This window comes from Candidatus Thiodiazotropha sp. AKIB8, from assembly GCF_058244675.1.
Window position 1 is genome coordinate 184,037 of sequence record NZ_JBSYOO010000051.1, and the last position, 26,780, is coordinate 210,816.

The window sequence follows — 26,780 nt, forward strand, 5'->3', positions numbered from 1 at the left end:
GAATTGCCAGTTGAATTTGATATCAATAATGCCTCCCGATAGTCCTACCAGGGCCTGGTTTCTCTGTCTCGTCCACCACGACTGCGTAGGTACTTATATTCTTCTAGTTTGAACTGCTGCTGCATCAATTGTGTTGGGTCGCCTTCAACCTGGTCTAACCACTGCTCCATCAATGGGTTTTTTCCAGTTAAGCGTCCACCTTCATCTTTACCACCATCTGTTTCAGACTGCCCCTCCTCAGATTGGGGCAGATTGCTTTGGTCCACTTGATCCACGGCATCTGAGCGTAGTTGATCATCTGGATCTATATTTCGTTCTCCTGAATCTTGATCCAGCCTGCTGGGTGATGATTCAGTCTGCTGCTCTTCCTGATCCTGAGATTTGAGATTAGCAGACATTTCATCACTCTGTTGTGGATCATCCGATTTAGAGTTTTCTTCTTGCTCCTTGCCCTCTTCTCTCTGCTGCTCTTCATCAGTGCCTTGTTCGGACTGTTGATCCTGGTTCTCATCACTTTCAGAGGATTCTTCTTTTTCTTCAGTAGTGCCCTGTTCGGACTCTTGTTCCTGGGTTTGGTTACTCTCAGAAGATTGATCCTGTTCATCAGTAGAGCCGCTATCGCTTTTCTGCTCTTGCTCTTGCTCTTTCTCCTGCTCTCCCTGCTCAGCGTCTTCTGATTCGCCCTCGCTGCCGCTCGACTCTTGCTCCTGCTGTTCGCCTGTTTCAGATGACTCTTCCTGCTCTTCCGATTCTGAGTCTCCAGACTCCTTCTGCTCCTGCTCCTGCTCTTGCTCCTGCTCCTGCTCCTGCTCCTGCTCTTGCTCCTGCTCCTGCTCCTGCTCCTGCTCCTGCTCCTGCTCCTGCTCCTGCTCCTGCTCTTGCTCCTGTTCTTGTTCTTGTTCCTGCTCCTGCTCCTGCTCCTGCTCTTGCTCTTCTTCCTCTTGCTGCTCGGCCAACTTATCTTTTGCCAGCGCTAAATTATGTCGTGCATCTTCGTGTTCCGGATCGAGCTCCAGGACTGACTCGTAGGCATCTACTGCCTGTTCATACTCTTCCAGACGATAGTGGCTATTGCCCTGGTTATAACGTGCATCAAGTTTTACTTCATCCCGTTCTGCCAGTTTGAAATCTTTGATGGCACTTTCATAGTCACCAGTACGATAGTGGGCTACTCCACGGCGATAAGCATCCTCAAAGCCCTCTGCTGCCTCATCATAGTGTCCCTGCTTATAGTTTTCGGCGGCCTGTTGCTCATGGTTTAGAAACCAATCGGCTTGGGAGATGGATATTTGGAGCAGTAAAATAGTCAACAGGCAGAGTCTTTTCATGACGAAGACCTCCCTGGAGCAACTACTCGAAAGTAGGGCAGTAAAAATAACAACAGAGGAATCAGCAACCAGTAGAACTGTTCGTTCCAGACACGTGTCTTTTCCTGACTGCGGGTGGGGGTTCCTAACTCTTCACTGGCCAGGTCAAGGATGCGTCGACTATCCAGGTCGCGAAAATCGGCCTCTATGTATTGACCACCGCCAGCTTGTGCAATGTGTTGCAAGAGTGATTGGTTAAGCTTGGATTCGATGACACTCCCTTTTTGGTCTCTCAGTAAATCGCTTTGACCGACCCGTGCAGGTATAGGGCCGCCCCCGGGCGTGCCAACGCCAAGCGTGTGTAGTGCTATGCCCTGATTATTGAGCTTCTCTACTTTTTCGATGAATCCAGGTTCATCGAAATCTCCATCACTGATTAAAAGTATAGTGCGGCTGTTGTGTGAGGTATCACTGCCAAACAGTTGCTCGGCACGCTCTAACGCGGCGACAAGTCTGCTGCCCTGGAGGTTAGCCAGTTCTGATGTCACCGCTGGCAGTGCAGCGAGTATACTTTGGCTGTCTTCGGTAATCGGTGACACCACATGAGGGACTGTTGCAAAGGCGATCATGCCGATACGTATCTCATCATTCAACATCACCAGATCCTGAACTTCCTGCCGTGCTCGTGACAGACGGGATGGCGGGGTATCAGCCACATTCATGGAGCGTGAGATATCCATCAACACAACCAGATCACTGGTGGGTGAAAATGCCTCTATATCTGTGAAATCCCAACGTGGTCCAGCCAGAGCGATAACCAGCAGAATCCAAAGCAACGCCCAGCGGGTAAAACGGCTCCAGCGTTCATTGACACTCAGCTCTCTTATGCCCGCCAGGTGAGGCAGAAGATGCTCGTCGGCGTAGCGATGGAAGAGTCCCTGACTAGGACGTACCACGCTAAGGATCAACCAGGCGAACACCGGTATCAAGCCAAGCAGGGCAAACAACCATTCCGCTCTGGCAAAGTGGAAGCCGGTTTCAGGCATAGCCACCACCTTTCAACTGGCGCTGTCTCCCTTCGGGATAGACACCAAGGATCAACATCAGTACTAGCGCCGCAGTAAGGGGCCAATAGTAGAGAGGTTGTGGAACATAGACAGTGCGTGATTCTGCCTCAGTCTTTTCCAGTTCGTCGATTTTTTGGTAGATCTTTTCCAATGCTGCAGTATCTGTCGCTCTGAAGTAGGCGCCACCGCCAGCTTCCGCAATCTCCTGCATCGCTTGCTCGTTGAAATTGAGATCGCTGCGAGTCACGACACGACCGTTTTCCAGAATCGGAACACTCTTCTTATCACTGCCAACACCGATGCTGTAGATACGGATATTCTCCTCTCCAGCCAGCTCTGCTGCTTTCAAGGGTGGGATTGTACCGGCTGTGTTTTCTCCATCGGCGATCAATAGAAGCACCCTGGAGCCCTCGGGACGTTCTCTTAGTTTCTTTACACCTAAGCCCAAGGCATCGCCTATGGCAGTACCATCACCGGCAATACGTGGTATGACATCCTTTAGCAGACTATTTACCGCTTTGCGATCATAGGTTAGTGGGGAGAGGACATAAGCGCGGCTACCAAAGATAACCAGACCGATACGGTCGCCCTGTCGGCCATCAATAAACTTGGAGACCACACCTTTGATTACCTGCATCCGACTTACTTGTTTACCATCCAGGGTGAAGTCCAAGGCGTTCATCGAATGAGAGGCGTCAACCAGCAGCATCAGGTCATAGCCTTCTGTGCGGTTCTCTGTGTAAGGTTCCAACCACTGAGGGCGCATCAGGGCTAATACCAGAAATAACCAGATCAGAGAGAGCAGACCGACATAGAGGCGCTTACTTAAAGGAACTTTTGGACGCTTGGTTTTAAAGGCAGCTTCCAAATGAGACAGACTGGGATGTAGCAGGGTGGCTTGAAGGCCTTCTACAGATTCCTTCTTGTCAGTGGCAGGGCGAAGCCACAAATATCTGACGAGAAAAGGCAAAGCCAGTAACAGAGCCATCCAGGGCCAGTGAAATTCAAACATGGCACGCTTCCTCACTGACCCAATGGATAGCTGCATCGATCAACTGCCCCAGGGCAGCTTTATCTGTACTGTAATCCGGTGGTGCATAGGGAATTTCCAGCAGCAGACGACCCTTTTCCCGCCAGGGAAAGCCTGTGGAGTCGTTACTCTGTAGCCAGTCGAGCCATGCTTCGTCAGTCAAAGATGCGGTCATTTCCCTCCCGCAGCGTGCAATGGCTATGCGTCTTAATAATTCAGAAAGATCACTCGCAATCGGTTTGACCGGTTCCCGCTTGATGCGTTTTTTGAGTGAGATCAGGCGACGTCGTGCATCCTGTTGCCACCGTCCCAGGGGATAGAGACGACGCCTATTTATCAGCCATCCAATAACGAGAAGCAACAGCAATACAACAGCTAGCACCAACCACCATCCAGGGGCGAGTGGCCACCAGGAGACTGAGTCTATGCCTCGAATGTCGCGTAGTGGATCCATTAATGTCGGCCGAAATGCTTTGCCAGGCCACGAGTTAGTGTCAGATGAATCTCTTCATTGGTGGCGATGGGTAGCAGGGTAATACCCAGGCTGTTGGATAGTGTTGTTAGCTCTTCGCGATGCTTGTTCCAGGTTTCAGAATAGCGTGCTCTGGCTTCACGGTCATTGGTGTCTATCTCAATAGCATTGCCATCAGGTCCAACAAAGGTGACCTTACCCATTTGCGGAAGATCATGGTCAGCGGGGTCGTCTACCGGTAGGAGTACCACTGTGTGGCGTTGACAGAGTCTACCCAGGGTTTGGCGCAGACCCGATATTTCACGGTTCAAATCGGCAATGACAAAGATAAGAGAGCCTATGGTTGATCCTCTATCAACTCTCTGTAACGCTTCAGATAGACAGTCCTGATTGGGCTGGTTGGGAAGCCCTTCATGGGTCAGGGCATGTAACAGACGCCATAAGGCGCGACGGTCTTTGGTCGGTGGAAAGTATTGCATGCCTTGTTTGGAATCACCGAACAACATCCCCCCAACACGGTCATGAAGACGTGAGGCGGCCCATCCCAACAAGGCCGCAGCTTTGGCGCCCTGGATCGATTTAAAGGTACCGCGTGTACCAAAACTCATGTGAGGTCCGCAGTCGACGCACAACACGACACTCCGCTCCCGTTCCTCTCGGAAGATCTTCATGTGGGGTACGTTGGTGCGGGCTGTGACATTCCACTCCATGTTGCGAATATCGTCACCCTCGCGATACTCACGTACCTCCTCAAAATCGAGTCCAGTACCGCGAAATACCGAAGCATAGAGTCCGCTAAAGCTGGTGCCGACCAAATGGTGCGATGCAAGTCCGAGGGTATGCGCCTGATGGCGCAGCTCGAGTAAGTCGTCAATGTGTGGATGGAGACTCATAGTTACAGCGAGTGTTTACGCTAAGGGATTGCGACCATATCCAACAGACGGGAGAGAAAATCGTCTGTGGTAATACCTTCCGCCTCTGCTTCAAAGGTCAGCAGTATGCGATGGCGCAGGATCGCTGGAGCGACTGCCTGAATATGGTGTGGTGCTACAAATTCTTCGTCATCCAGCCAGGCTCGGGCTCGTGCACAGCGGGCCAAAGCGATACTGGCTCGGGGTGAAGCACCGAATCGGCACCAGCGTGTCAGATCATTGTCATAGGCCTTGGGGTTACGGCTGGCTTGCACCAGATCAACGATGTAGCTGTTGAGTTTTGGATCCAGATAGAGTTTGTTTACCTCCTGCCGGATTGCAAAAAGCTCTTCTTGACTGAGAGGATTACTGGGCGGCTCAGGCTTGTGTTGTTGCTGAGCATTATCGAGTTCGAGGATCTGCAACTCTTCATTTCGATTTGGGTACTCTACATTGGCCTGCATCAGAAAACGGTCAAGTTGTGCTTCTGGCAGGTGGTAGGTGCCCTCCTGTTCAACAGGATTTTGTGTTGCCAGCACCATGAACAGACTGGGAAGTTGATAAGTCGTTTGGCCAACCGTTATCTGATGTTCGCCCATTGCCTCCAGAAGTGCGGACTGTACCTTTGCAGGGGCTCTATTCACCTCATCCGCCAACAGGATATTGTGGAACAGGGGGCCCTGTCGAAACTCAAACTCCCCTTTCTCATGTCGGTAAATGTCAGTGCCGATAAGGTCTGACGGAAGTAGATCAGGGGTGAATTGTATGCGGTGAAAATCTCCCTCTATACCTTCAGCCAGTGCTTTCACTGCTGTGGTCTTGGCAAGCCCTGGAAGACCTTCGATAAGGAGATGACCATCACTTATAAGACAAATCAGCATACTGTCGATAAAGCTGGTTTGTCCGATTACTCGCGAAGCCAAGTGCTCGCGTAACGGGGCAAGGACGGATGAGTTCATTAACTTCTACTACTTTAGGCTGCGTTGATTATTGTTAAGCACTTAGGTATCAGACGGCGTTGCCATCTATCCCGGCTTTATTTTTGCCTGTGCTGTGTATCAGACTATCCTGGCTATTATTTCAACAGAGTGCAAGCTCTAGAAGCACTCCTAATTATTCGATTATTAGCAACTCTTAATTCACAATTCTGATTTACTAAGATTGTTCGATAGTTATCCTAGCTTGGAGCATTATTTTCTAATTTGGTTTCATGACCGCAAAAAAACAACTTCACTGGGACTATTCAGATCTTTTGTGTTCAGAGATTGCTCTCGAGCTACCTTATATAATCTGTTCACAGCAGGTTGTATCCATTGCGTCAAGTCTATTTTTACCCATGCATCTCTCCGTGTAGAGGCTTTGAGCCTTACTTAATGCCTTGAATTAAAAGAAATATTATAAACTGTTCATTTTTTTTACGATCTAATGTCTGATCCCGAATTTGCTGGCATCAGAGGCAATTTCCAGCGGTTATCAACAATGTTATCCACAGGAGCTGTGGGTAAAACTGAAAGTTTCGTATTCAAAGGGGGTTGACGATAGTTTCTGTCTATTGTTTTCAATAAGCTCTGTAACTCACTGTAATAAAAGGAATATATAAATATTCAAAATCATTTCCTCATTCATGGGTATAATCCGCCCTCATTTTGTATGTGGACCACCCTGATGATTGAGAATCTTAGAAATATCGCCATTATCGCGCACGTCGACCATGGCAAGACCACCCTTGTAGATGAACTGCTGAAACAGTCGGGTACGCTGGGTGATCGTTTTGGCAAGGTTGAGCGAGTGATGGACTCCAATGATCAGGAGCGGGAGCGGGGTATTACTATACTCTCAAAAAACACCGCTATTCGCTGGAATGACTACCGCATCAATATTGTCGATACCCCCGGGCATGCCGATTTTGGTGGAGAAGTAGAGCGGGTTCTCTCGATGGTGGATTCTGTGCTTTTGCTGGTCGATGCCCAAGAGGGTCCTATGCCGCAAACGCGATTTGTCACCGAGAAGGCTTTCCAGCATGGTCTACGCCCTATAGTTGTGGTCAACAAGATTGATAAACCAGGCTCTCGTCCTGATTGGGTAATCGACCAGGTATTCGAACTATTTGATCGTTTGGGGGCCAGTGACCATCAGTTGGATTTTCCGATTGTCTACACATCGGCGGTGGGTGGTTACGCTGGGCTTGAAAACGATATAACAGAAGGTGAAATGACACCGCTCTTCGAAGCTATTGTCAGTCACTGTCCTGCGCCGGACGTCGACCCAGAGGCGCCGTTTCAGATGCAGATATCCAATCTGGACTACAACAGCTACGTTGGTGCGATAGCTGTAGGCCGGGTAACTCGGGGTAGCGTCAAACCCAATCAGCAGGTGGTTGTTGCGAAGTATGATGGTGAGCAGCATCGGGCCAAGATCGGTGTGGTCTATGGCTACCTTGGTCTCGAACGGTTCGAAGTGAAAGAGGCGAGCGCAGGGGATATCATCGCAATCAGCGGTATGGAGGCTCCAAATGTCTCTGATACTTTGTGTGATCCTGAAAATATTGAGCGCATGCCACCATTGACTGTGGATGAGCCAACGGTATCCATGACCTTCCAGGTTAATACCTCACCGTTTGCGGGCAAAGAGGGTAAATATCTGACTTCAAGACAACTCAAAGAGCGTCTTGAACGGGAGTTGATTCATAATGTTGCCCTCAGAGTAGAAGAGGGGACGGATCCTGAAAAGTTTAAAGTTTCCGGTCGTGGTGAACTCCATCTGTCTGTATTGATTGAGAGTATGCGACGAGAAGGATTTGAATTGGCAGTCTCACGTCCTGAGGTAATCTTTCGTGAAGTCGATGGGGAGATTTGTGAACCTTACGAACAGCTGACTGTGGATGTTGAGGAGAAGGATCAGGGCACGATCATGGAGGCCTTGGGTGCTCGTAAGGGGGATCTCAAGGATATGGTTCCAGATGGTAAGGGACGGGTTCGGCTCGACTACATCATACCCTCACGTGGCTTGATCGGATTTCAGACAGAATTTATGACCAGTACTTCAGGTACCGGACTCATCTATCACGTTTTCGATCACTATGGTAAGGCTCAGCAAGGGGGGATTGCTCCTCGTAAAAACGGAGTACTGATTGCAAACGGCCAGGGTAAAGCCTTGGGATTCGCGCTCTATAATCTGCAGGAGCGTGGCAGACTATTTACCTCACCGGGTGATGAGGTCTATGAGGGGCAGATTGTAGGGATTCATGCCAGAGACAACGACCTGGTTGTAAATCCCTTAAAAGGCAAGCAATTAACCAATGTCCGTGCCTCAGGAAAGGATGATGCAATCCTGTTGACACCACAATTACGTTATAGCCTTGAACAGGCCCTGGAATTTATTGAAGACGATGAACTGGTAGAAGTTACCCCGCAGGATATTCGTATTCGCAAGAAATATCTGAAAGAGCACGAACGTAAACGCGCCTCTAGGGAATAGGGGAACTCAGGCAAAACCCGAAGTATTTTTTTAAATCGCCAGCCTGGCGGGGTGAAAAATATTGCGGGCTCAAAAAAAGAAAAGCCCAACTGCGATCCTTGCGGTTGGGCTTATAGTCGTCGGCTTGGTTGGCTAAGCGTTTCGTCCTTGAGCTATCCCTAGCAAATTGTCCTTTAAAGAAACTTCCTTGAAGACGACGATTAAATAATGACACAAAAATTCACGTTTATCGTGGGAATTCCGCCACTGATGCTGTGGGATAATTCTTGATTGGATGTAAGAATTTTCCTACGTTTTAAGTTGTTGAATATTAAATAAAAATGTGGGTTATTTACTTGTGGCCAACTAACAGTCCCCAGAATCTCAGCCAATTTAGGATGCTATTTCACAAGAGTGAAATTAATTGGCAAATGAACAGTAGTTATTGCCAACGATTACCCACTATTGATCTTGATATATAACGATAGCTCTCCACTGATCAGAATATTTTCGGCAGAGGTCCAATAGTGGAATCAATTTGAGTTGGTTTGATCATCAGAAAGAGAAAAGCCCAATCGCATTCCTTGCGATTGGGCTTATAGTCGTCGGCTTGGTTGGCTAAGCTTCCCATCCATGTTCTATCCGTAACGATTTATCCCTGTATTCAAGTGTCCTTGTTGACGACAATTAAATAGTGACACAGTTTTTTACAATTAGAGTGGGAATATTCACACTAAGAGTGTGAGATTTGTCTCTTTTAAGTGTAAGAAAATTCTTACGCTGCTAAGTTATTGAAAAATAACAGTAAATAATTTGGTTATCGAGTGTTATTCTCAATGAGTTGATTTTTGTAGAGATAAAACAGAGCTTGCAAAGGATGATAGGCTAGTGGTTAGCCGGAAAAATGGTTGCGAGGGTCTCAGAAAAGGAAAAAGCCCAACTGCACTCCTTGCGGTTGGGCTTACTGTCATCGGCTTGGTTGGCTAAGCTCCTCATCCATGCTCTTTCCCTAGCGGCTGATCCTTGAGATTTATCCCTAAAGATGACAACTTAATAATGGCACAAAAATATTCTTAGATAATGGGACTAATTACCACATGTACGTAGGAATAATCTCTTGGAAATGTAGGAATATTCTTACAGAGATAATGGATCCACAATGATTGACCTCTATCCTGCGATTGAGCCCTATAAAACCCAGCAGCTCTCAGTTGATAATCAACATCAACTCTATATCGAACAAGTGGGTAATCCTGCAGGCATACCAGCACTTTTTCTACATGGAGGCCCCGGGGCAGGTTGCGAGCCTTATCATCGGCGTTTTTTTAATCCCGATCTGTTTCGTGTCGTGCTGTTCGATCAAAGAGGGTGTGGCCGCTCAACACCCCATGCATCTCTGGAAAACAACACAACCTGGGATTTGGTGGCAGATATAGAGAAGATCCGAGAAGAACTCGGCATTGATCGTTGGTTGCTGTTTGGTGGCTCCTGGGGTTCAACCCTTGCATTGGCCTACGCCCAGGCCCATCCTGAACGCGTCTCCGGGATAGTACTAAGAGGTGTTTTTCTTTGTCGCGATAGAGAAATCGAGTGGTTTTATCAAAATGGGGCGAGTTGGGTTTTTCCCGACTATTGGGAGGATTTTATTGCGCCGATTCCTGAGCACGAGCGGGAGAATCTTCTCCATGCCTACTATCGTCGCTTGATCGGTGAAGATGAAATCACACGCATGTCTGTGGCTAAGTCCTGGTCTGTCTGGGAGGGCAAGACAGCCAGTTTACGCCCTAACCAATCCGTGGTTGGTTTTTTTTCCAACCCCCATACCGCACTGAGTCTAGCCAGAATAGAAGCGCACTATTTTGTAAATCACGCCTTTCTTCGGCCTAATCAATTATTGATTGAGACGCCAAAGCTGGAAGGGATACCGGGGACGATTGTGCAGGGCCGATATGACCTGATCTGTCCCATGCAATCTGCCTGGGAGTTAAGCCAGGCCTGGCCGGGAGGCGAATTGGTTATTGTTCCTGACGCGGGTCATTCTGCCTCTGAGCCAGGTACCAGTAGCGCACTTGTTCAGGCGACAGACCGTTTTGGGACTCTGCTGGGATTGTAGAGTGATAGGTTTATTGCAAAGGGCGCGGAAGGGAGAGGTGTCAATCGACGGGCAGTCAGTAGCCAAAATCGGATATGGCCTGGTGGTGCTGGTTGGTGTACAGAGAGGCGATGATCAGAGTAAGGCTGAGAGATTGTTAGAGCGACTGCTGGGCTATCGGGTTTTTCCTGATGAACAGGGTCGTATGAACCTGAGCCTGCTGGATGTTGATGGCGGATTGTTACTGGTTCCCCAATTTACCTTGGCTGCAGATACCCGCAAAGGGATGCGTCCAGGTTTTTCCAGTGCTGCGGATCCCGAACTGGGAAGGGATCTTTTCCACTATTTGTCTGAACGTGCAACTGAACGTTGCAGTCGGGTCGCCTTTGGTGTGTTCGGTGCTGATATGCAGGTTGAACTGACGAATGATGGTCCGGTGACATTCTGGCTGGAGTGTTAGGTCTGTTAACAGGCCCTATAAACCCTGAAGACAACATACTTAGTCGCCGGGTTAATAATACCTTAAACTCTGATTGTTTTAATCGTCTTAGCGCTAGGCAACAATCAACAGATAGAGTCAACTCAATCATTAAGAAATATGAGCCATTCCATCGCAAAAATCCTACTCACTATCATCGTGTTGTCGAACTCTATTTTGGCTGTTGCCGAGCGCGGGCCTGCGGTACCAGACTATACAGCAGAGGAGATAGCTAAGGGGGTCTATGTTATTCATGGCCCCCTTGGTGTGCCATCAGTCGAAAACCTGGGATTTATGAATAACCCGGCCTTTGTCGTTGGAGATCAAGGTGTTGTGGTTATCGATCCAGGCTCGAGCGTACAGATAGGGGAGATGTTACTGCGTCAGATCGTTAAAGTGACTGATCTGCCGGTTGTTGCTCTATTCAACACCCATATTCACGGGGATCACTGGCTCGCCAATCAGGCATTTAAAAATGCCTACCCGAATGTAGAGATCTTTGGTCATGAAACCATGCGACAGCTGGTGCTGAAAGGAGAGGGTAAAACTTTTCTGGAAACACTGATGAGGATGACCCGGGGAGCTGTCAGTGGCACGGTCGAGGTGCCGCCTAATCGATCTACATCTCATGGAGAGGAGATAACCCGGGCAGGTATAACCATTCGGGTGCACTACCAGGCCGAGGCTCATAGCCACTCAGACATTATGCTGGAACTGCCAAAGCAGAAAGTGATCTTTCTGGGTGATAATGTGATGAGCAATCGTCTTGGTCAAATGGACAGCGCAACTTTCAAGGGGAATATCAAAGCCATTGATATGGCACTGGCAACCTCTGCAGAGATTTTTGTTCCGGGACATGGAGTGACCGGTGGCAGAGAGGTTCCTGAGACCTATCGCAGATATCTGTCGACACTCAAATCGGAAGTGGCGAAATACTATGAAGAGGGAATGAGTGACTTTGAGATGAGCTCACTTGTGACCAAAAACCTGGATCAATTCCATACCTGGATCGATTTTGAGCGCAATGTCGGACGCCATATCAGTCTTGCCTATCTAGAGGTCGAAGCCGAGCTTTTCTAATCCTGAGCTGCAGAATTAATCCAGTCTGTCGGTAGGCGCTGTCATTTTCTCCGTTTTTCTCTAGAATAGGCGGTTTGATTGGGGTGAATGGATAACCATCACTCCATTGCACATCGCAATCATGACCGGAGTCTTTGTTATGCAGCGTACCGCGCAGGTTGAGCGCAATACCCTGGAGACGCAGATCAGCGTTTCGATCGATCTGGATGGCACTGGTGAATCCAGTTTTGCCACTGGGGTGCCTTTTCTCGATCACATGCTGGATCAGATTGCGCGCCACGGCTTGGTCGATATGCAGGTGTCCGCCAAGGGTGATCTGCACATCGATGCCCACCACACTGTGGAGGATATCGGCATCACCTTAGGTCAGGCTTTATCTAAAGCTGTGGGCGATAAAAAAGGTATTCGTCGATATGGACACGCCTATGTTCCACTGGATGAAGCTTTGTCACGCGTCGTGGTCGATTTCTCAGGGCGTCCTGGACTGACCTATGAGGTTGATTTCTCCCGGGCACGTATCGGGGATTTCGACGTTGATCTGTTGCAGGAGTTTTTTCAGGGACTGGTCAATCATGCCGGCATAACTCTGCATATTGATAATCTGAGAGGCACAAATGCTCACCACCAGGCGGAGACTATCTTCAAAGCACTGGGACGGGCTTTTCGTGTTGCTCTAGAGATGGATCCACGCATGGCAGAGAAAATCCCCTCCACCAAGGGCACTCTGTAAAAAGATTCGCAGGTATTAAGATGTCACAGCGTATCACCGTGATCGACTACGGTATGGGAAATCTTCGCTCTGTCGCCAAGGCGGTCGAGCATGTTGCAGCGGAGCATGATGAGGTCCTGGTCACTGATGATCCGGATCTGATTCTTGGTTCAGACAGAGTCGTGTTTCCTGGACAGGGAGCGGCTCGAGACTGCATGGCTGCAATCTCAGATCATCATCTCAACCGTGCAATTCTGGATGCAGCCCAGAGCAAACCCTTTCTTGGGATTTGTATGGGGCAGCAGGTGTTGCTGGAAGAGAGTGAAGAGAACGGTGGCACATCATTGCTGGGCCTTTTTACGGGGCGGGTCAAACGTTTTCCCGGTGGGGTCGCAGCGGATGGCGAAGCCTTGAAAATCCCCCATATGGGTTGGAATGAGGTAAACCGACGCGATGATCACCCTCTGTGGAGCGGAATACCAGAGAGTAGCCGATTCTATTTCGTGCACAGCTACTATGTTGACCCGGAGGATAAGGGACTGGTGGCTGCAACGACAGATTTTGGGGTCAGTTTTGCAAGCGCCATAGCCCAGAACAATCTTTTCGCGGTTCAATTTCATCCCGAGAAGAGTGCTGATGCGGGGCTGCAACTTCTGAAAAATTTTGTAAATTGGGAATCTTGAATCCCTATCATATTGAGTTAGGAATCGCTTGTGTTGTTAATACCTGCAATAGATCTCAAGGATGGCCAGTGTGTGCGATTGCGCCAGGGTCGGATGGAAGATGATACGGTTTTTTCTGATAATCCCTTGCAGATGGCCACCCAGTGGGTTGAAGCTGGGGGGCGCAGACTTCATCTGGTCGACCTGAATGGTGCCTTTGCTGGAGAGCCGGTCAATGGGGATGCCATTCGTGCCATCGCCTCAGCCTACCCTGACCTGCCGATTCAGGTTGGTGGCGGTATTCGTGATGAGGCAACCATCGAGGCCTATCTTCAGGCGGGTGTGGACTACTGCATCATCGGTACTCAGGCGGTAAAAGAGCCGGAATTTGTCGCTCGGGCCTGTAAGGCGTTCCCAGGTCATGTGATCGTTGGTCTGGATGCCAAAGAGGGTATGGTTGCGATCAATGGTTGGGCTGAGGTGACTGACCAGGAGGTCACTGAACTCTCTCGGCGTTTCCAGGACGATGGTGTTTCAGCGATTGTCTATACAGACATTGGACGTGATGGCATGCTCAGCGGTCCAAATGTTGAAGCAACGCGGGATCTGGCCAATGCAGTCTCTATTCCAGTGATCGCTTCGGGAGGTATTACCAATATCAATGATATTGAGGCCCTCTGTCAGGCTGATACCAGTAACATTATGGGGGCCATCACCGGAAGAGCGATTTACGAAGGAACCTTGGATCTGGCTGAGGGACAACGTCTTGCTGACCAGTTGTCAGGTTAATCAAAGTAGATAGGATTATTGGGTATGCTTGCAAAACGCATCATTCCTTGCCTCGATGTCGACGCAGGTCGTGTGGTTAAAGGGGTTAAGTTTGTCGATATTCGCGATGCTGGGGATCCGGTAGAGGTGGCAAGGCGCTATAACGAGGAGGGTGCTGACGAAATCACCTTTCTCGATATCACCGCCAGTTCAGATAACCGTGAAACCATCGTGCATGTGGTTGAGCAGGTGGCCAGTGAAGTTTTCATACCTTTGACAGTCGGTGGGGGTATTCGTACCGCAGAGGATATACGTCGTATGCTCAATGCCGGTGCTGACAAAGTTGCCATCAACACTGCAGCGGTTTTCAATCCTGAGTTTGTCAAACAGGCGACAGAACGTTTTGGTTCACAATGTATCGTGGTGGCGATAGATGCAAAAAAGGTCAGTGGTGAAGGTGAGCCATTGAAGTGGGAGATCTTTACCCATGGGGGACGCAAACCCACAGGATTGGATGCCATAGAGTGGGCCAAACGGATGTGTGACTATGGCGCAGGTGAGATCCTGCTTACCAGTATGGACCGGGACGGCACCAAAATTGGCTTTGACAATGAACTGACCCGGGCGATTGTTACGGCGGTACCTGTTCCAGTGATCGCATCCGGTGGTGTCGGTGAACTGCAGCACCTGGTCGATGGGGTCAAGCGTGGTGGCGCTGATGCCGTATTGGCAGCAAGTATTTTTCACTTTGCTGAGTACTCTATCGGTGAAGCCAAGCAGTTTATGCAGCAGCAGGGTGTCGAGGTTCGTCTGTGAGTTGGCTCGACGCAGTTAAGTGGGATAGTGATGGTCTGGTGCCGGCAATCGCCCAAGAGCGTGACACCGGCAAGTTGCTGATGATGGCCTGGATGAACAGAGAGGCACTCAGACTGAGTCACGAAACCGGGCATGCGGTCTACTGGTCCAGATCGAGAAAAAAACTCTGGCACAAAGGTGAAGAGTCGGGACATCAACAGGTCATTTCCGCCATTCGACTCGATTGTGACGGCGACGTGGTTCTACTCGAGGTTGAGCAAAAGGGTGGTATTGCATGTCATACTGGAAGGCACAACTGTTTTTTTCGAAAACTACAGGGTGAGCGCTGGGAGGAGACACTGCCAGTACTTAAAGATCCCAAACAGATATACAAGTGAGCCAGGATATGAGTGAGATACTGCAGCAACTGGCTCAAGTACTTGAAGAGCGTAAACAGGCTGAGCCTGACAGCTCCTATGTAGCCAAGCTCTATGACAAAGGGCTTGATGCGATCCTGAAAAAGATAGGAGAAGAGGCAACTGAGACGGTGATGGCGGCAAAAGACGGCATTCCCGAGAAGATTGTCTATGAGACTGCAGATTTATGGTTCCATAGCATGGTAATGCTGGCGCACCAGGGTTTGGGGCCTGATCTGGTACTGAAAGAGTTACAACGGCGTTTTGGCCTCTCTGGTCTTGAAGAGAAGGCGCAACGAGACAAGTAGTGCTGGGGATAGAACCCAGGTATCATCCCCGGGTTGTCCCAGTAAAGAATGCTATGCGCACACTGCCTGATCGGGTTTAATGGTCGCGCAGTTTACAAATTAAACCGGCGAGTCCGGAGGTGGAGATTATTATGGGTTTTGGTGGTATCAGTATTTGGCAGTTGTTGATTATCCTGGCAATTGTATTGTTATTGTTCGGAACCAAACGACTGAAAAACATCGGCTCTGACCTGGGTGGCGCCATCAAAGGATTCAAAGGTGCAATGAAAGATGGCGAGAAACAGGCCTCTAAAGCAAAAGAGCAGATCGAACAGTCTGAAAGCGGTACTGTTGTGGATGGCGAGGTCACCTCGAAAGAGAAGGAAAAGAGCTGAATCCTGGTAACATCCATCAGATTGATTAGAGAACAGCATGTTTGATGTCGGTTTCTGGGAACTGACGATTATCGCACTGGTTGCGCTGGTCGTTATCGGTCCTGAACGTCTACCAAAAGTGGCCAGAACTGCGGGCCTCTGGCTGGGGCGTGGACGGCGATTCATCTCGACTGTAAAGGCCGACATCGATCAAGAGATCAAGGCGGAAGAGCTTAAGGATATTCTGCAGAAACAGGCGCAAATGGCCAATCCGGTGCATGAGATCCTGGAAGAGACAAAGGATGATCTAAACCAGATCAAACAGGAAACAGCAAGCCAGATGCAAGAGGTAAAGAGTGCTGTAGATTCCGATCAACCCTCCGATAATAAGAAACCGAATCAAACAGAATAGATGTCGGCCGTAAACTCACCAGATACCAAGAGCCAAGAGCAACCCCTGGTCGCACACCTGATTGAACTGCGTGACCGTGTATTGCGTATGGTGTTAGCGGTTTTAGTGGTGTTTGCTGTCTTGTTTCCGTTTGCCAATGATCTCTACAGCGCCATTGCCGGGCCAATGCGAGCCGCGCTGCCTGAAGGCAGTACGATGATCTCAACCAAGCCCATCGATCCATTCCTAATACCCTTTAAGCTGAGTTTGCAGCTCGCTATTTTCATTGCGATCCCATTCATTCTTTCTCAGTTTTGGGCATTTGTTGCACCTGGCCTCTACCGCCATGAAAAACGCATGGTGGTGCCCCTGCTGGTTTCCAGCACCCTGCTGTTTTATTGCGGCATGGCTTTCGCCTATTTTGTGGTCTTTCCCCTGGTGTTTACATTTCTTGCGGGAACGGCTCCAGAGGGTGTCGAGGTTGCAACCGATATGGGCAGCTACCTCGATTTTGTAATGACCCTGTTCTTTGCCTTTGGCGTCGCTTTTGAGGTGCCCATCGCCACCATAATTTTGGTATGGCTCGGGATTACCACCCCAGAAAAGCTTCGCCAGAAACGTCCCTATGTGATTGTTGGGGCCTTCATTGCAGGTATGTTTCTAACGCCGCCAGATGTGATATCACAAACCCTGTTAGCACTACCGATGTGGGTATTATTTGAGTTTGGCGTAATCTTTTCGAAGGGCTTTGTACGGCAAAAGGAGGAGGATGCCGAACCGATTGCCGAGGAGAGTGAAGGTGATTTAAACCAAGAAGGCCCCCTTCAAACAACAGAGTCACCTGTAGGTAGTGATATCGATCCTGCCAATGACTATCTGGATCCCGACCGTTTTGTGCCGATGTCTGATGATGAGATGGAAGCGGAGTTGGATGCGATTGAAGCTGAGGATGAAGATGATTCTGAACTGCTCGATACACCGGCAGACGACCCCCTGGAGCAAAAACTGCATCAGGTTCAGGTCTTCCGGGCATCTGGCAAAGTGGATCAAGCCAGAGATCTGCTATATGAGATCCTCCAGGATGGGAATTCGGATCAGCGCATGGTGGCGCGAAATATTCTGGCCCAGCTCGATTCCGAGAGCTGATCGTTCAACTTGTCCGTAGCCGGGTGCCATGAACCAGGGAGAGCGTGATCTCTTCAGCAGATAGCGATGAAGGAAAATAGGTACCTGATATTTTTGCACCGCTGATGCTGGCCCCTTCTAGATTGGTAAGCCTCAGGTCAAGCCCACGAAGGTCTGCATGTCGTAGATAGGCACCTGCCAGGCTAAGGTCTTTTGCATCCAGTTCTCTTAAATCCACACTTCTTAAATCGGCATTCTCAAGATTGCAGGCCTCTCCAGCAGACCGACGCTGATTGAATTCATTCACCTGTCCATGTTTCAACAGTTGATACATGGGATCCTGTTTATTCACGGGCTGTGACATTGTGACCTCGCTCGATAGTAGATATCTATTTAAGGCGTAACAGTAGTTTATAAGTGGGGAGAGCAGCCATAACAATTTATGTATTTATTGTTGCTATTGAAGTATTCTCCATCTAGTATTGATAATATTAATACTTGAGAGCAACTCATATGGCCGGTACCCCACAGATTCATTATAAGCAAAATCGTCTCAAGCAACTGAGGGCCTTTTGCCATGCTTCACAGACAGGTTCAATCAGTGAAGCTGCTGAGCGGCTCTATTTGAGCCAACCGACTGTCTCATTGCAGATTCAAGCACTTGAACGGGAGCTGGAAACTGTACTATTTGAACGTCGGGGGCCAAAAATCAAACTTACCCCTGAAGGGGAGACCCTCTACAAGCTTTCACAACCACTTGTTGAAGGGATGGATAAACTTCAGGAGACCTTTTTAGCCTCCTGCGGAAAACTGGAGAGTGGTGAGCTCAATATCGCTGCTGGCGAGTCTACGATCCTCTACATTCTTCCTGAGCCGATTAGACGCTTTGCGGAGCGCTATCCAGGTATTCGGGTGAAGCTGCATAATGTTACTGGCAGGGATGGCATGGCAATGCTCCGTGCAGATGAGACTGATCTGGCTATCGGTTCTCTGATGGAGATTCCTGATGATGTGACCTATCAGCCTGTCGTTAACTATGCCCCCGTGTTAATCACCCCCAATGATCATCCTTTGGCAAAGAAGGAGAGCATTAGACTGCACGATATCAGCCCCTATGGTTTGATCTTGCCGCCTCACCATCTCAGTACATGGCGAATGGTGGATCTTGTGTTCAAGCAACACAATGCCAACTATAACGTGACCCTTGAGGCCGGCGGCTGGGAAGTGATCAAGAAATACGTTGAGATTGGTCTGGGGATATCCATAGTGACTGACGTCTGCCTGACCGGAGAGGAGCAGGTGGCGACTATTCCACTGGGTGAATATTTCCCGGATAGGAGTTATGGCATCGTATTACGACGGGGTAAATTCCTCTCCCCCCAGGCGAAGCGGTTCCTGGAAATTGTCAAAGAGCTCTATAACTGAAATCTGAGATCAGTGCTTTTTTAATAAGATCAACAGATTGTAGAATTCATTTCTGCGGTTTATAAGAATTTAGGGTCAAATCGAGGTACTTTTCGGGATGATGGGAGCTTTTATTGGTCAGCAATCTAATGATCAAGGTTATTTTCCTCATACTCCAAAGTGTTTTACAATGTGGCTGTTTTGTTGAGGAGATGGAAATGTTAGGAAAGGCCCCGGAATTTCAAACATTGCTTCGTGCGATGCGCATTGTGTCCGCTACGGATGCGACTGTTCTTGTGACAGGAGAGAGTGGAACAGGTAAGGAGTTACTTGCTCAGGCGCTACATGAAAACAGTCGCCGATACGACAAGCCTTTTATTACCGTGAATTGTGCGGCATTGCCCACACAGCTTGCAGAAAGTGAACTGTTTGGTCATCGCAAAGGCGCTTACACCGGAGCAACCTCTGACAGTATCGGTAAAGTACAAGCGGCTCATGGCGGAACTCTGTTCCTCGATGAGATTGGCGAATTGCCCCTGGCAGTACAGGCAAAGCTGTTACGTTTCCTCGAAACTGGTGAATGTCAGATGGTGGGGCGGGCAACAAACCAGCGGGTCAATGTTCGAGTTATCGCAGCGACCAATCGTGATCTATCCAAATCATTGAACGAAGAGACATTTCGTAGCGACCTCTACTACAGACTCAATGTGGTTCCTCTGGAGCTTCCTCCTCTGCGTGAACGTGCGGGAGATGTCGATCTCTTACTCAACGGGCTCACAGTTGAACTCTCAAAGAGCTACAATCTACGTGCACCGATCTATAGCAAACAGGTCTTGAAGTTACTCAACAGCTACCCTTGGCCGGGAAATGTCCGGGAATTGAAAAATTTTGCTGAACGAATGCTGATTCTGTTTTCAGGCAGACAGGTTGAGATAGAGAATCTTCCTAATGAGTTTCGTACAGCACCAAAACAAAAAAATTCTCAAGATGGATTGTTTGTCTTGCCGGATCAGGGACTCAGCATGGATCAGCTGGAAGCTGATTTGATTGAACAAGCCCTCTCCAAGACCCTCGGTAATCGAAGCAAAGCGGCTCGGCTGCTAGGACTTACTAGAGATACGCTCCTCTACAGAATGAAAAAATACGCTATTGAGTTTTAATAAATAGTGACTGGCATTGAGGTCGGGTTTTACTGATCAGTAAATTCGAATACCGCCGTGGCGTCTGCGACTACGATAGTCGAACAAGGCTATTCCACTCACTATACCTAAGATGAAGGTGACGCCAGCTGCAATTAATCCCAGCTTTATGGGAATTGCCTTGCTGAAATGGCCTTGTTGAGCTGCCTTGAGACTCTCGTTTTCTTGCTGAATTCGATCCAAAGCAGAGACGATACCTTCAGTATTTTCCAATTGCCCCTGTAGTTCTGCATTAGCTTGCTGCTCTTGGTCTCTCAGTTTATTGAGGGCCTGCTCAGTTTCTGTCAGCTGAACTTTCTGTGTTTTAAGATTCGCTTTAAGTTGGCTGTTTTCAATACTTAGTTCCTCGAGCAGAGCACGAGCTGGCTTGGTTTGGATTAAAAAACCTGCTTTTGTCCAACCTACCTTGCCATCTAATGTACGAACCTTTGCAAAAAGCCCCTCTTCACTCAATAGCTCCAACTCTGTTCCGCTTTTTAGGCGTTGTAACAGCTTGCCTTTGGAGTTAATCAGCTCATATAGAGAGAGATGCAGCTCATCCGTTACATAGCGTGTTTCAGAATAGGCAAAAAAGCTGGTACAGCTCAAGCATGTAGCCAAAAGCCAAGCAGTATAGTACTTCATTCAACTCTATCTCGCGGAAGATCCGCCTCAAATAATTTAGAATTCAGTAAGCCAGTGATCCGGCTTAGTGTTACCGAATTTATCACACGCTCAACTGATTTTTTTAAGATCATGAGCTTACCTGATGAGGATAACTAATAGGTGCTTAGCATACTAGCCTCATTTTCACTGGTGAGATCTATTTCGCGAATTATTTCTGCTTACTTGCTGTTCAGTCTCTGTTCAGTATTCGGGGCTTACTCTGAGAGCGTGTTAAGCAAAAAGAACCTCAAAGGAGTAGCCTGATGAATTCAATCTATAAAAACCTGGTTGCCACATCGCTTTTATTGATGATTGCAGTACCGGCTTTTGCCGGGAATTCAGCCAAGCATCGCTATTGTGATCAAGACCGGGAAGCATCAATAGAGCGACGGCTGGAGCGGCAGTACTATCGTATCGAGCAGGGTATAGATCGAGAGAGTTTAACTTATAAAGAGACGAAAAAACTTAAGAGAAAACATCGTAATATTAGAAGATTATCCCGTGAATTCAAAGAGGATGGATTGCTGTCTCGTAAAGAGTTTAAACGACTGAATCGAAAGTTGGATAGACTCAGTAATTTAATAAGGGAATTTAAGCATAACGATTTGGTTCGCTATGTTAAATACCATGATAACTATTCGCATAAAATCAACCATGGCTCAGATTGGAGATAACCTGAAGGGGTGAGGCTGTTTTTCCGCTCAGCGTTGTTGTCACTCGCGCATGTAGAGTGACTCCACTTTGCTCATTTTTGTTAGTGGCCGATTGAATTGTCTGGCAGCCTGTTGCCTGAACTATACCGGAAGGCCGGAAGGCCGGAAAGGCCGTGGAGGAGGGCGGATTATTACGGACTTCCTCTCCTCCACCCCTTCTGGGGCAGCTAAAGCTGTTCAAAATCGTTCCTGACGATTTTGTCAGCAGGAAATCCAGGGGGATTGAATCGATTGAGGCCAGGTAGACGGATATTTCAGGCAGACCCAAGTTCCAATTACAGCCTTGATATACAAGGGTGTTGCGGTTATTTTACTTATGCTTACTCTTTGTTTGATAGGAACCTCATTACTGGAACAGCTGGTGAAACTGGATAGGGGGCAGGAGCTGCCGCAATATAGGTAAGCGATATTTCTACACTAGCCAGTCAGCTGTAACCCAATGGGATTCTGGCTCAACTACAGCAGATACAGCGTGCACAGAGCCAAACCCTTGATGACGAGACTTAGCTTTTACTACTCTGTTCTTGCCGTTCTGCTGCTTCTGTTTTCTGCTTCCGTCTGCTTTGGCAAACAGCCGGTGCACACCTTTCGGATCGTTACCGAGGAATTTCCACCCTACAACCATAAAGATGAAAACGGTGGAATTATAGGAATTTCCACAGAAATTGTTCGTGAAATTCTCAAGCGCTTAGATCATCCTGATAATATTGAAATTATGCCCTGGGTCGATGGTTACCGACTCGCCCAGACAGAAGATAACATCATCCTCTACTCCACCACACGCTCTCCTCTCCGAGAGAATCTCTTCAAATGGGTTGGTCCCCTCGTGCCTAACAATCTGGCCTTTTTTGCCCGTAAGGACCAAGCGATCTCCATCGCTCGCCTTGAAGATGCAAAAAAGGTGAAGAGCATCGGTGTCTACAAGGATGATTTCGGTGAGTTGATATTGAAGGAGAATGGTTTTGATAACCTTGATGCTGTTATCGAAAACAGTCTCAATATCCCGAGGCTTCTAAATGGCGAAATTGATTTATGGATCGCCAATGAATTGACTGCCCAACACATGATCGCGCATGCCAGAGTCGGTAGCAGAATTGAGAAGGTCTTCGAGCTGCAGAAAGATTACATGTCGCTTGCCTTCAGTCGCAACACACCAGACAGTGTGATCGAGCGGTGGCAACAGATTCTCGATGAGATCAAGTCCGATGGTACTTATGCACAGATTTTCAGCCAGTGGATTATGTTCTCATACACGAATGACCTGAAACCAAAATCGACCCCTAAGCTTACGCTGTCGGATAAGGAGCAACTGTGGGTCGATGCGCATCCGCTGATTCGCATAGCCTCCGACCCGGACTATGCACCTTTTCAGTTCAGAAACACCGCAGGTGATTCCACAGGTTTGGCGAACGATATGCTTGGACTGATTGCCCAGAAACTGGGTGTTCATTTTGAGTACATGAAGCCAGAAACCAGGGTAGAGTCTTTGCGACTGGTCAAACAACACAAAGCCGATATGACAGCAGTGGCGGCAGAGACTCCGGAGCGGTTGCAGTATATGCACTTTACCGCGCCATATCTGGAGTTTCCTGATGTGGTTATCAGTCGTTCGGAGCAGACCTTTTCTTCACTAGAGGAGCTGAACGGAAAACGCCTCGTCACGATTGAAGGCTTTGCGATTAACGGATTTTTACGTGAGAAATATCCGCAGGTAAAACTACTGATGGCGCCCGATGTACAGAGCCAAATGCAAATGGTCTCCACGGGTGAGGCTGATGCGGCAGTAATGAATCTGGCCACTACGACTTATGCGATAGAAAAGTGGAAAATTACTAATCTACACATCAACAACCTGACGGGCTTTACCTATAAACTCGCTTTTGCGGCACGCAAGGATTGGCCAATGTTGGCGCGTCTGCTCGACAAGGCCCTTGACTCAATCACAGAGGAAGAGAGAGCGCGGGTATTGCGCAAGTGGATTACCGTTAACCTGCCAAAGAAAGGAACCACTGATATTGATCATTTGACGGATGAGGAGCGGCAATGGCTGGCAGAACATCCGGTTATCCTGGCGGGCGCAGACCCAGCCTGGCCCCCGATGGAGTATCTGGACAATGATGGTGAGTTTACCGGAATGGTGGCCGATTACATCGCCTTGGTTGAACAGCGACTAGGTATCCATATCGAGATAGTTCGACAGGAGAGCTGGAGCCAAGCATTGGAGAGCATTCGTGAAAGGGATATCTCCCTTTTGCCGGCGGTTGCAAGCACCCCGGATAGAGACAAATATCTTCTCTTTACCGAACCTTATCTGGAATTGCCGGCTGTGATTATCGTCAATGACAAAACCGCTAGCATAGACAGTGTAGAGGATCTTGTTGGTAAACGTGTCGCAGTGGTTAAGGATTACGCGACCCATGATTACCTTGAGAGAGGGTTTGCCAACCTGGAATTGGTGCCAGTTGCGGATATCCGTAACGGACTCTACGCTGTTTCCTATGGCAAGGTGGACGCCTTTATCGCCAACATAGCTTCGGCCTCGTACTTTATTGAAAAGTATGCCATTCAGAATCTCAAGGTTGCGGGTGAGTCCGGGTTTCGTTATGAACTTGGCATCGCCTCAAGGAAAGACTGGCCGATACTCAATCAACTTTTACAGAAAGGTATCGCTTCGATCAATGACGATGAACGGCATAATATCTATCGCAAATGGATAGGTCTCAAACCCGAAATCTGGAGACCGAGCAGAGAACAGCTCATCACTGTTGCTGTTGTTTTAATTCTATTGGGGCTTGGGGTGACACTGTTCTGGAACCGTCAGCTGCGAAGAATGGTCGAGTCGAGGACAGGTGAACTCCGGGCAAGCGAACAGAAGTTCAAGAATCTCTACGCCACGGCACTGGTCGGGCTCTATCGAACCACCATTGACGGAAGCAAAGTACTGGCTGCCAACCCGACTTTGTATGAACAGTTTGGCTATGACTCGCTGGAAGAGTTCATGGATCGGTTCTCTGTGTGGGATGTCTATGTAGAGCCTGGTAAACGCGAGACTTTGTTACAGATGCTGCATGAGCATGGTAGTGTCGATAACTTCGAGTTTCTCGGTCGTTGCCGTGACGGAACGGTAAGAAGTTTCTTATTGAGCGGAACACTCTACGAGGAACAAGGCTATCTTGAGGGCGCCATTCTCGATATCACCGACCGAAAAAAGGCCGAGGTGGATGCCAAAACAGCACGAGAAGCGGCTGAACAAGCCAGTCGCGCCAAGAGTGATTTCCTCGCCACGATGAGTCATGAGATGCGGACACCCATGAATGCGGTTTTGGGGCTATCACACTTGGCGCTACAGCAAGAGGTATCACTGCAACAGCGCAACTACCTCAACTCCATACAGATGGCCGCACGTTCCCTGTTGGGTGTCATCAATGATGTGCTTGACCTATCCAAGGTGGAGGCTGGACGACTTGAACTGGAACGGGTCGAGTTCGACCTGGACCAGGTGTTGGAGAGTACGTCCGTTGTCGCTGGACATCAGGCGATCAGCAAGGGTCTCGATTTTGCTATACATGTCCGCCGGGAAGTACCGCACTTCTTCATCGGTGATCCGCAACGCCTTGGCCAGGTTTTGCTCAATCTCGCGGCAAACGCTGCGAAGTTTACCGAAACCGGCAGTGTGGAGATTGATGTTTCGGTGCAAGATCGGCGCACGAGCAGAATCTGTCTCGGTTTTGAGGTGCGCGACACGGGCATGGGTATGAGCGAGGAGCAGACACGGACTATCTTTGATGCCTTTACCCAAGGTGACAGTTCGACAACCCGCCGTTACGGTGGCACGGGACTTGGTCTCAATATCGCCAGTCAGTTGGTGGATATGATGGAGGGAGAACTAACGGTTCGCAGTGCCATCGGGCAGGGTAGCACCTTTATGTTTAATGCCTGGCTGGATCAACCCGATGATGGCTTCAAGCCAGTGGAGGAAAAGTGTGTTCTTAATGGAAGCAGGGTGCTTGTCTCCAGTAAAGAACCTGACTCCCTTCGTGCATTGAGTGAGTTGTTGGAGCGGGCTGGCGGCAGTGTGGTTGCTGTTGATGATGCCTGCAGGGCGTTATCGGATTCAACCGATGCCATTCAGCCCTACGATCTTATTGTGTATGACCCCCGTGGGATGGGCGAGAAGCATTGGCAGCAGTTAAAGGAAAAACTGCCCTTGCAGGCCAAAGTGTTGCTGTTGGCTGAGCGGAATTCTGCTGGATGTCAGGATCAACGTGTAAGCTGCTACTGGGAGCCGGTAACGCCCTTACTTCTGAGCAGAGCGGCTGCACGGGTGTTAGGTATTGTTACCTCCTGTGGCGGTGATGAATTGATCGAGACGACGCATCCCGGACTGCAAGGCCGCAGGGTGTTGTTGGTGGAAGACAATCCCATCAATCAGCAAGTGGGAGAGGAGCTGTTGACCTCTCGAGGTGTGGAGGTCATGGTTGCCGATAGCGGCAAGGCGGCGTTGGAAATCCTGGCAAAAACAAGATTCGATTTGGTGTTGATGGATATCCAGATGCCTGACATGAATGGCTATGAGGTAACAGAGATCGTGCGCCGAGACCCGCGACTGATCGATATGCCAGTGATCGCTCTGACCGCTGATGTGTTGGAGGATGCCCGTGCGAGTGCTTTGGCGTCAGGCATGAACGACTTCATCACTAAACCGATCGATCCTGAACGCTTTTATTCAGTGGTGAGTAAATACCTGGCACTATCCACACCTGAGGAGAAAGGTGGCAAGATCGATGATCCCACGCAAGCCATACTTCAACCTATTAGCGGAGTTGAAGTGCTCGACGGCCTACCTCGATCAGGTTGGAATGTTTCCCTTTATATCAAGCTACTGCGTGATTTCAACAGTTACCACGCGGACGATGTAAAGATGCTGAAGCGTCTGCTAAATCAGGGTGACGAAAGCGAGGCTCAGCGGTTGCTGCATTCACTCAAGGGTGCGGCGGGAAATATTGGTGCTAATCAGCTCTATCTTAGTTGTCAGAAAGTGGAAAAGCATATGCTGGATGGCATAAGCGAAAATGATCTGACCGAGCTCCAACACTGCCTTGATGAAGTAACGAAAGGCATCGGTAAGCTGCCGCAAAACCAGGAACACGGTAACAGTCAACTGATTGAAAACCCAATACCATGGAACGAATTGGTGGCGGAAATGGCTGGATTGCTAAAACAAGGCAATGTGCGAGCCATGGATCTGTTGCCCTCAGTTCGGCTCTATACGAGCGATCAACAACCGGAACGGGTTGCCAGACTTGAAGAGATGCTCGACCGCTACCGTTTCGATGAGGGGTTACAGCTATTGGGGCAGATTGATGAAGCCTTTGGTAGTGAAGGGTCATGAGCCGATC

Annotated in this window: 25 protein-coding genes; 17 read left to right on the forward strand and 8 right to left on the reverse strand. The window is 48.9% G+C overall.

Features of this window, described 5'->3' with window-relative positions; translation table 11 throughout:
- Nucleotides 1–44: 44 nt before the first annotated feature.
- From AC4IFB_RS19125 to AC4IFB_RS19150, 6 genes are read right to left on the reverse strand one after another with little or no spacing between them, the layout of a single operon-like run.
- Nucleotides 45–1,328, reverse strand: a complete 1,284-nt coding sequence (locus tag AC4IFB_RS19125) for a tetratricopeptide repeat protein (protein ID WP_490781014.1) — start codon at nucleotides 1,326–1,328, stop codon at nucleotides 45–47.
- Complete coding sequence (locus AC4IFB_RS19130; protein ID WP_490781015.1) at nucleotides 1,325–2,353, reverse strand: vWA domain-containing protein; 1,029 nt, start codon at nucleotides 2,351–2,353, stop codon at nucleotides 1,325–1,327. Before AC4IFB_RS19130 ends, AC4IFB_RS19125 begins: the two co-directional genes overlap by 4 nt.
- The gene (locus AC4IFB_RS19135) at nucleotides 2,346–3,386 is read right to left on the reverse strand and encodes a vWA domain-containing protein (protein ID WP_490778752.1); all 1,041 of its coding nucleotides are present in this window, start codon (nucleotides 3,384–3,386) and stop codon (nucleotides 2,346–2,348) included. Before AC4IFB_RS19135 ends, AC4IFB_RS19130 begins: the two co-directional genes overlap by 8 nt.
- Nucleotides 3,379–3,858, reverse strand: coding sequence for a DUF4381 domain-containing protein (locus AC4IFB_RS19140; protein ID WP_490778751.1), 480 nt, complete (start codon nucleotides 3,856–3,858; stop codon nucleotides 3,379–3,381). Before AC4IFB_RS19140 ends, AC4IFB_RS19135 begins: the two co-directional genes overlap by 8 nt.
- Entirely contained in the window at nucleotides 3,858–4,769 is a 912-nt protein-coding gene (locus AC4IFB_RS19145; RefSeq protein ID WP_490778750.1) for a DUF58 domain-containing protein, read from the reverse strand. Before AC4IFB_RS19145 ends, AC4IFB_RS19140 begins: the two co-directional genes overlap by 1 nt.
- A gap of 20 nt (nucleotides 4,770–4,789) precedes the next feature.
- Nucleotides 4,790–5,746: an AAA family ATPase gene (locus AC4IFB_RS19150; RefSeq protein ID WP_490778749.1), complete on the reverse strand. Its 957-nt coding sequence runs from the start codon at nucleotides 5,744–5,746 to the stop codon at nucleotides 4,790–4,792.
- A gap of 706 nt (nucleotides 5,747–6,452) precedes the next feature.
- Here AC4IFB_RS19150 and typA point away from each other — a divergent pair.
- From typA to tatC, 13 genes are all read left to right on the forward strand, one after another.
- The gene (typA, locus tag AC4IFB_RS19155) at nucleotides 6,453–8,264 is read left to right on the forward strand and encodes a translational GTPase TypA (RefSeq protein ID WP_490778748.1); all 1,812 of its coding nucleotides are present in this window, start codon (nucleotides 6,453–6,455) and stop codon (nucleotides 8,262–8,264) included.
- A 1,138-nt stretch (nucleotides 8,265–9,402) separates the two neighbouring features.
- The gene (pip, locus tag AC4IFB_RS19160; RefSeq protein ID WP_490781016.1) at nucleotides 9,403–10,356 is read left to right on the forward strand and encodes a prolyl aminopeptidase; all 954 of its coding nucleotides are present in this window, start codon (nucleotides 9,403–9,405) and stop codon (nucleotides 10,354–10,356) included.
- 1 nt (nucleotide 10,357) lies between these two features.
- Nucleotides 10,358–10,795 (forward strand): D-aminoacyl-tRNA deacylase, encoded by a 438-nt coding sequence (gene dtd, locus AC4IFB_RS19165; protein ID WP_490781017.1) that lies wholly within the window; start codon nucleotides 10,358–10,360, stop codon nucleotides 10,793–10,795.
- A gap of 138 nt (nucleotides 10,796–10,933) precedes the next feature.
- Nucleotides 10,934–11,893, forward strand: a complete 960-nt coding sequence (locus AC4IFB_RS19170; RefSeq protein WP_490781018.1) for an MBL fold metallo-hydrolase — start codon at nucleotides 10,934–10,936, stop codon at nucleotides 11,891–11,893.
- Nucleotides 11,894–12,032: 139 nt separating this feature from the next.
- A complete protein-coding gene (gene hisB / locus AC4IFB_RS19175; RefSeq protein ID WP_490778744.1) occupies nucleotides 12,033–12,623 on the forward strand; it encodes an imidazoleglycerol-phosphate dehydratase HisB in 591 nt (196 codons plus the stop codon).
- Nucleotides 12,624–12,643: 20 nt separating this feature from the next.
- On the forward strand, nucleotides 12,644–13,285 hold the full coding sequence (hisH, locus tag AC4IFB_RS19180; protein ID WP_490778743.1) for an imidazole glycerol phosphate synthase subunit HisH: 642 nt from the start codon (nucleotides 12,644–12,646) through the stop codon (nucleotides 13,283–13,285).
- A 30-nt stretch (nucleotides 13,286–13,315) separates the two neighbouring features.
- Nucleotides 13,316–14,053, forward strand: coding sequence for a 1-(5-phosphoribosyl)-5-[(5-phosphoribosylamino)methylideneamino]imidazole-4-carboxamide isomerase (hisA, locus tag AC4IFB_RS19185; protein ID WP_490778742.1), 738 nt, complete (start codon nucleotides 13,316–13,318; stop codon nucleotides 14,051–14,053).
- 24 nt (nucleotides 14,054–14,077) lie between these two features.
- Nucleotides 14,078–14,848: an imidazole glycerol phosphate synthase subunit HisF gene (hisF, locus tag AC4IFB_RS19190; RefSeq protein ID WP_490778741.1), complete on the forward strand. Its 771-nt coding sequence runs from the start codon at nucleotides 14,078–14,080 to the stop codon at nucleotides 14,846–14,848.
- On the forward strand, nucleotides 14,845–15,225 hold the full coding sequence (gene hisI / locus AC4IFB_RS19195; RefSeq protein WP_490778740.1) for a phosphoribosyl-AMP cyclohydrolase: 381 nt from the start codon (nucleotides 14,845–14,847) through the stop codon (nucleotides 15,223–15,225). The genes hisF and hisI overlap by 4 nt, the downstream gene beginning before the upstream one ends.
- Nucleotides 15,226–15,233: 8 nt before the next feature.
- Entirely contained in the window at nucleotides 15,234–15,551 is a 318-nt protein-coding gene (locus AC4IFB_RS19200; RefSeq protein ID WP_490778739.1) for a phosphoribosyl-ATP diphosphatase, read from the forward strand.
- A gap of 131 nt (nucleotides 15,552–15,682) precedes the next feature.
- Nucleotides 15,683–15,925 (forward strand): Sec-independent protein translocase subunit TatA, encoded by a 243-nt coding sequence (tatA, locus tag AC4IFB_RS19205; RefSeq protein WP_490778738.1) that lies wholly within the window; start codon nucleotides 15,683–15,685, stop codon nucleotides 15,923–15,925.
- Nucleotides 15,926–15,962: 37 nt separating this feature from the next.
- The gene (gene tatB / locus AC4IFB_RS19210; protein ID WP_490778737.1) at nucleotides 15,963–16,316 is read left to right on the forward strand and encodes a Sec-independent protein translocase protein TatB; all 354 of its coding nucleotides are present in this window, start codon (nucleotides 15,963–15,965) and stop codon (nucleotides 16,314–16,316) included.
- Nucleotides 16,317–17,441 carry a twin-arginine translocase subunit TatC gene (gene tatC / locus AC4IFB_RS19215; protein ID WP_490781019.1) on the forward strand — a complete coding sequence of 375 codons (1,125 nt, stop codon included), beginning with the start codon at nucleotides 16,317–16,319 and terminating at the stop codon, nucleotides 17,439–17,441.
- Nucleotides 17,442–17,445: 4 nt separating this feature from the next.
- Here the strand turns inward: tatC and AC4IFB_RS19220 are convergent, their stop codons facing one another.
- A complete protein-coding gene (locus AC4IFB_RS19220) occupies nucleotides 17,446–17,784 on the reverse strand; it encodes a pentapeptide repeat-containing protein (protein WP_490778735.1) in 339 nt (112 codons plus the stop codon).
- 149 nt (nucleotides 17,785–17,933) lie between these two features.
- On the opposite strand from AC4IFB_RS19220, the gene AC4IFB_RS19225 reads away from it, so the two are divergent.
- Nucleotides 17,934–18,845, forward strand: coding sequence for a LysR family transcriptional regulator (locus tag AC4IFB_RS19225; protein ID WP_490778734.1), 912 nt, complete (start codon nucleotides 17,934–17,936; stop codon nucleotides 18,843–18,845).
- Between the two features lie 197 nt (nucleotides 18,846–19,042).
- Entirely contained in the window at nucleotides 19,043–19,984 is a 942-nt protein-coding gene (locus AC4IFB_RS19230) for a sigma-54 interaction domain-containing protein (protein ID WP_490778733.1), read from the forward strand.
- A 36-nt stretch (nucleotides 19,985–20,020) separates the two neighbouring features.
- On the opposite strand, the gene AC4IFB_RS19235 is transcribed toward AC4IFB_RS19230, so the two are convergent.
- Nucleotides 20,021–20,647 (reverse strand): TIGR04211 family SH3 domain-containing protein, encoded by a 627-nt coding sequence (locus AC4IFB_RS19235; RefSeq protein WP_490778732.1) that lies wholly within the window; start codon nucleotides 20,645–20,647, stop codon nucleotides 20,021–20,023.
- 284 nt (nucleotides 20,648–20,931) lie between these two features.
- Between AC4IFB_RS19235 and AC4IFB_RS19240 the strand changes: the two genes are divergently transcribed.
- Together AC4IFB_RS19240 and AC4IFB_RS19245 are read left to right on the forward strand one after the other, a co-directional pair.
- Nucleotides 20,932–21,342 (forward strand): hypothetical protein, encoded by a 411-nt coding sequence (locus AC4IFB_RS19240; protein WP_490778731.1) that lies wholly within the window; start codon nucleotides 20,932–20,934, stop codon nucleotides 21,340–21,342.
- Between the two features lie 532 nt (nucleotides 21,343–21,874).
- A complete protein-coding gene (locus AC4IFB_RS19245) occupies nucleotides 21,875–26,773 on the forward strand; it encodes a transporter substrate-binding domain-containing protein (protein ID WP_490781020.1) in 4,899 nt (1,632 codons plus the stop codon).
- The last annotated feature ends 7 nt before the right edge of the window (nucleotides 26,774–26,780 follow it).